The 5255-nt window shown below is 71.8% G+C and carries 1 protein-coding gene; it reads left to right on the top strand.

The window, feature by feature from the left end; translation table 11 throughout:
• Window positions 1-12: 12 nt before the first annotated feature.
• On the top strand, window positions 13-5255 hold a 5243-nt coding region (locus ACGFU7_RS47510; RefSeq protein WP_393704991.1), incomplete at its 3' end, for an SDR family NAD(P)-dependent oxidoreductase.

Genomic DNA, 5255 nt, shown 5'->3' with positions numbered 1-5255 from the left:
GTGGCGGGGGCGTTGAGTCTGGACGACGCGGCGCGGGTGGTGGCGTTGCGGAGCCGGGCCATCGTGGCCCTGGCCGGACAGGGCGGCATGGTCTCGCTCCCGCTGTCGGCCGGGGACGCGCGGACCCGGATCGCCCGGTGGGGCGACAGGATCGGCATCGCCGCGATCAACGGGCCCTCCACCACCGTCGTCTCGGGCGATGTGGAAGCGCTGGACGAGCTGCTCGCCGTGTGCGAGGCCGACGAGGTACGGGCGAAGCGCGTCACCGTCGACTACGCCTCCCACGGGATGCATGTCGAAGCCATCCGCGACGACGTGCTGAGCCTGCTGGCCCCCGTCACCCCGCGCACACCCGAAGTGCCCTTCTACTCGACCCTGACCGGCGGTCTGCTTCCCGCCGCCCAGGAGCTGGACGCCGACTACTGGTACCGCAACCTGCGGCACACCGTTCGTTTCGAGGAGGCCGTACGCGCGCTCGCGGACCGTGGCGAGAGCCTCTTCATCGAGTCGAGCCCGCACCCGGTGCTGACCCTGGCCGTCCAGGACACCCTGGACGGCGTCGAGCTGCCCGTGCCGGGTGTCGCCGTCGGCTCGCTCCGGCGCTCCAGGGGCGATCTGCGCCGCTTCCTGCTCTCGCTCGCCGAAGCCCATGTGCGGGGCGCCACCGTCGACTGGCGGGAGGTCTTCGCCGGCGCAGGCATGACAGCCGCATCGATGACGACCTCTCCCGCGGACCTGCCGACGTACGCCTTCCAGCGGCAGCGGTACTGGCTGGAGAGCCCGGCCCCCGGCGGTGACGCGTCGCTCTTCGGCCTGGACAGCGCCGAACACCCGCTGCTGAGCGCCGAGGTGGCGCTGGCCGACGGTGGTGCGGTCGCGCTCACGGGGCGGCTTTCCACGCGTACGCACCCCTGGCTCGTCGACCACGCGGTGCAGGGCACGGTGCTGCTCCCCGGCACCGCCTTCGTCGAACTCGCGCTGCACGCCGGAGCGAGGCAGGGAGTCCCGTACCTGGCGGAACTGACCCTCCAGTCCCCTCTCGTCCTGACCGGTGAGGAGGGCGTCCAGATCCAGGTGGTTCTCGGCGCCGACGAAGGCACCGGACGACGGGCGGTCACCGTGCACTCCCGGCCGCCCGGTCCGGAGCGGGCATGGACCTGCCACGCCTCGGGTGTGCTGGCCGATGCGGAACCGGAAGTGTCCCTCGCCGCGCCCGCGTCCTGGCCCCCGGCGGGTGCACGCCCCGTCGACACGGGCGAACTGTACGGACGCCTGGACGGGCAGGGATACGAGTACGGACCGCTCTTCCAGGGCGTCAGGTCCGTCTGGCGAGACGGCGACGAGCTGTACGCGGAGGTCGGCCTCGCTGAGGAACTCACCACCGATGCCGAGACGTTCGGCGTGCACCCCGCCCTCCTCGACGCAGTGCTGCACCCCTTGGTGGACCGGCCGACCGGCACGGACCCGGAACCGCCCCGGCTGCCGTTCGCCTGGACCGGCGTACATCTCCACGCGACAGGTGCCACGACGCTCCGTGTGCGTCTGTCACCGGCCGGCCGGGACACGGTGGCCCTGGCGGCCTTCGACCCGGCGGGTGCCCCCGTCCTCACCGTCGAATCGCTGGTGCTCCGGCCGGTCGTGGGCGAGCTGCTGAACCGCACGCCCGACAGGGGACTCGATTCCCTCCACGGCCTGGAGTGGACCACCGTCACCGTGCCGCCCAGCCAGGAGTCCGGGGAAGCCGAAGCCGCGCAATGGGTACCCATCGGCGCAGCGATGACGGGTGACGCGACGGGTGACGTGACGGGCGGTGTGACGGACGGCTCGACCGGCGACGCCACCGGCCGTGTTCCCGAGCAGGTGCACTCCGTCGTCGGCCGGGTGCTGAACCTCGTACAGGAGCGGATCACGGCCGAGGACCCCGACGCCCCGCCAGCCGGTCCGCTTGTGCTGGTCACCCGGGGGGCCGTGGCCGCGGCCGGTGGCGAGGACGTCACCGACCTCGCCGCGGCGGCTGCCTGGGGACTGATCCGTACCGCACAGTCCGAGCACCCGGGCCGCTTCGTCCTCCTCGATGTGGGAGACGTGACGGGCAGGGCAGAGAGGACGGACGGGGTCGACGGGCTGGACGAGGCGGTGCGCGCCGCCGTCCGGACAGGTGAGCCCCAACTCGCCCTCCGCGCAGGCACCCTGCTGGCACCCAGGCTGACCCCGGTCACCGGCACTTCCGTGTGGCCGACCGCCCCGGACCGCGACACGGAACCCGCCCCGGGCGGCACCTCGCCCATCGCTGCCGCGGACATGGACGGCACCGTACTGATCACCGGTGCGACCGGCACCCTGGGCCGGCTCTTCGCCAGGCACCTCGTCACAGCTCACGGCATCCGACGGCTCCTTCTCGTCAGCCGACGGGGCCCGGCGGCCGAGGGCGCCGCCGAGCTCGACACCGAACTGACCGCGCTCGGAGCCACGGTGACCACCGCGGCCTGCGACATCGCCGACCGCGACGCGCTGGCCGGGCTGCTCGCCGTCATCCCCCCGCAGCATCCGCTGACCGCCGTCGTCCACACCGCGGGCGTCCTCGACGACGCCACCGTCGAGTCCCTCACACAGGAGAGCCTCGACACCGTTCTGCGCCCCAAGGTCGACGGTGCGTGGAATCTGCACGAGCTGACCCGGGACCCGGACCGCCCGCTCACGGCATTCGTGCTCTTCTCCTCGATCGTCGGCACCCTCGGTAACGCGGGCCAGGCGAACTATGCCGCGGCCAACACCTTCCTGGACGCCCTCGCCCACCACCGGCACGCCCAGGGACTGCCGGGCACCTCGCTGGCCTGGGGCCTGTGGGCGCAGAGCAGCGGTATGACCGGTCACCTGGACCGGGCCGACCTGTCGCGGATGAACCGTTCAGGTGTGGCCGCGCTGCCCTCCGAGCTCGGAGTGGAACTCTTCGACACTGCGTCCCGGCTCGGCACCCCGTTCCTGGCCCCGGCCACGCTCGACCTGCCCGCACTCCGTGCCCAGGCAACCGCCGGCACGCTCCCCTCGGTGTTCCGTGCCCTCGTGCGTCGGCCCGTGCGCCGAGCGGCGAGCACCGGAACGGACGCATCCCTGGCCGAACGGCTCGCCGCACTCCCGGAAGCCGACCGCCACGAGGCACTGCTCGACCTCGTACGCACACAGGTGGCCACCGTGCTCGGGCACGCCACCCACGAGACGCTGGACGCGCAACGCGCCTTCAAGGAACTCGGCTTCGACTCCCTCACTGCTGTGGAACTGCGCAACCGGCTGGGATCCGCCGCCGGAATGCAGCTCCCCACCACCCTCGTGTTCGACCACCCGACCCCCCTCGCCCTGGTCCGTCACCTGGAGGAACAGCTGGGCACCGTCTCGAGCGGCGCCGCCGGGACGGCCCCCGACCGGCAGCGGGGCACCGACGACGAACCGATCGCGATCACCGCCATGAGCTGCCGGTACCCGGGAGGTGTCAGCACCCCCGAGGACCTGTGGCGGCTCGTCGCCGACGGCCGCGAAGCGGGTGGTACGTTCCCCGAGGACCGCGGATGGGACGTGGCGGGACTGTACGACCCGGACCCGCAGAAGCAGGGCAAGGTCTACACGTCCCGCGGCGGATTCCTGTACGACGGGAACCACTTCGATCCCGAGTTCTTCGGGATCAGCCCGCGCGAGGCACTCGCCACCGACCCGCAGCACCGGCTCTTGCTGGAGACGGCCTGGGAGACCTTCGAGCGCGCCGGACTCGCCCCCGAGAGCCTCAGGGGCACCCGCACCGGCGTCTTCACGGGTGTCATGTACAACGACTACGCGTCCAGGCTCCACAGCGCACCCGACGGGTTCGAGGGATTCCTGCTCGCGGGCAACCAGGCGAGCGTCGCTTCCGGACGTGTCTCGTACACGTACGGGCTCGAAGGCCCGGCGGTCACCATCGACACCGCCTGCTCGTCCTCACTCGTGGCACTGCACCTGGCCGCCCAGGCACTCCGCTCCGGCGAGTGCACCATGGCGCTCGCCGGTGGCGTGGCCTTCATGTCCACGCCCACGACCTTCATCGAGTTCAGCCGACAGCGCGGACTGGCCCCCGACGGCCGTTGCAAGCCCTTCTCGGCCGACGCCGACGGCACGGGATGGAGCGAGGGCGTCGGACTGCTGCTTCTGGAGCGACTGTCGGACGCACAGGCGAACGGCCACCGGGTGCTGGCCGTGGTGCGGGGCTCCGCGGTCAACCAGGACGGCGCGTCGAACGGCCTGACAGCACCGAACGGCCCGTCACAGCAGCGGGTGATCCGCCAGGCCCTGGCCAACGCGGGACTCTCCGCCTCGGACGTCGACGCCGTCGAGGCCCACGGCACCGGCACCGCACTCGGTGACCCCATCGAGGCACAGGCACTGCTCAACACCTACGGCCAGGAGCGGGAGCAGCATCAGCCGCTGCACCTCGGCTCGGTCAAGTCGAACATCGGACACACCCAGGCAGCCGCAGGCGTCGCGGGCGTCATCAAGATGGTGATGGCGCTGGGCCACGACGAACTGCCTCGTACGCTGCACGCGGACGAGCCGTCGCCGCATGTGGACTGGGCCTCGGGCGCCGTATCGCTTCTGACGGAGGCGGCACCCTGGCCGCGCGGGGAGCGGACGCGGCGGGCCGGGATCTCGTCGTTCGGTATCAGCGGCACGAATGCCCACGTCATCATCGAGGAGGCCGGGGAGCCGTCCGAGGCGACGGCCCGCGACACCACGACGCCGGCCGTACCTTCCGACGCTCCTGCCGTTACCGCTGGTCCCGCTGGTCCCGCTGGTCCCGCTGGTCCTGCTGGTCCCGCTGGTCCCGAACTGCCGGTCCTTCCGGTGCTGCTCTCCGCGCGGGACGAGGACGCCCTGAAGGCACAGGCACGCAAGCTCGGAGACTTCCTCACGGCACCCGGCCGGGAGCATGCCGAACTGACCGATCTCGCTTGGTCGTTGGCAACGGGGCGTTCGCTGATGGACCACCGCTCGGTCATCCTCGCAACGAGTCGCGACGACCTGATCTCCCAGCTGGCACAGCAGACGGAGCCGGCGGTGCCGGCGGTGCCGACAACGCCGGTGAAGCCGAAGCGGTCGGCGATTCGGGGTGCCGCACGGCAGCCCGGAAAGACTGTTTTCGTGTTTCCGGGGCAGGGGTCGCAGTGGGTGGGTATGGCGGTGGGGTTGTTGGGGGAGTCGGAGGTGTTCGCTGCTGAGGTGGGTCGGTGTGG

Source organism: Streptomyces sp. NPDC048473 (assembly GCF_043200155.1).
Classification (GTDB): Bacteria; Actinomycetota; Actinomycetes; order Streptomycetales; family Streptomycetaceae; genus Streptomyces.
This window is presented reverse-complemented; position numbering and strand designations above follow the sequence as displayed.